Source organism: Pantoea sp. SIMBA_079 (assembly GCF_046940275.1).
GTDB classification, from domain to species: Bacteria; Pseudomonadota; Gammaproteobacteria; order Enterobacterales; family Enterobacteriaceae; genus Pantoea; species Pantoea borealis.
Map to the genome: position 1 here is coordinate 1 of NZ_JAWRYR010000155.1, position 302 is coordinate 302.

The window sequence follows — 302 nt, forward strand, 5'->3', positions numbered from 1 at the left end:
CGCATCATCATTTACGAATCGTCCGAGAAGAGTTTGGTAGTGCCACCAGTGCTGATTGCGCGGGAGCGTTCTAGCAATTCCGTGGCCGTGGTCGAGTGCCATCACCGTCATTTGATTGGAAGACGTGTTTACGGAAGCAGAGATCCACCAACGCTGCAAAGTCGAATGTTTCTTCTGTCGCCGCTTGTTCTTTTGCCTATAGGCGTGCTGGTGGGTGTTGGTCATCGCTTCCACCAATCCGTCGTAAAGCAAATGATGATCAGCAATCTTCGGACCCAAATCATCGATCTTTGCCCGCAGAT

The 302-nt window shown here is 51.0% G+C and carries 1 pseudogene; it reads right to left on the reverse strand.

The features are described 5' to 3' along the window. Nucleotides 1-302, reverse strand: a pseudogene (locus tag SB719_RS19530) (hypothetical protein); the annotation flags it as partial.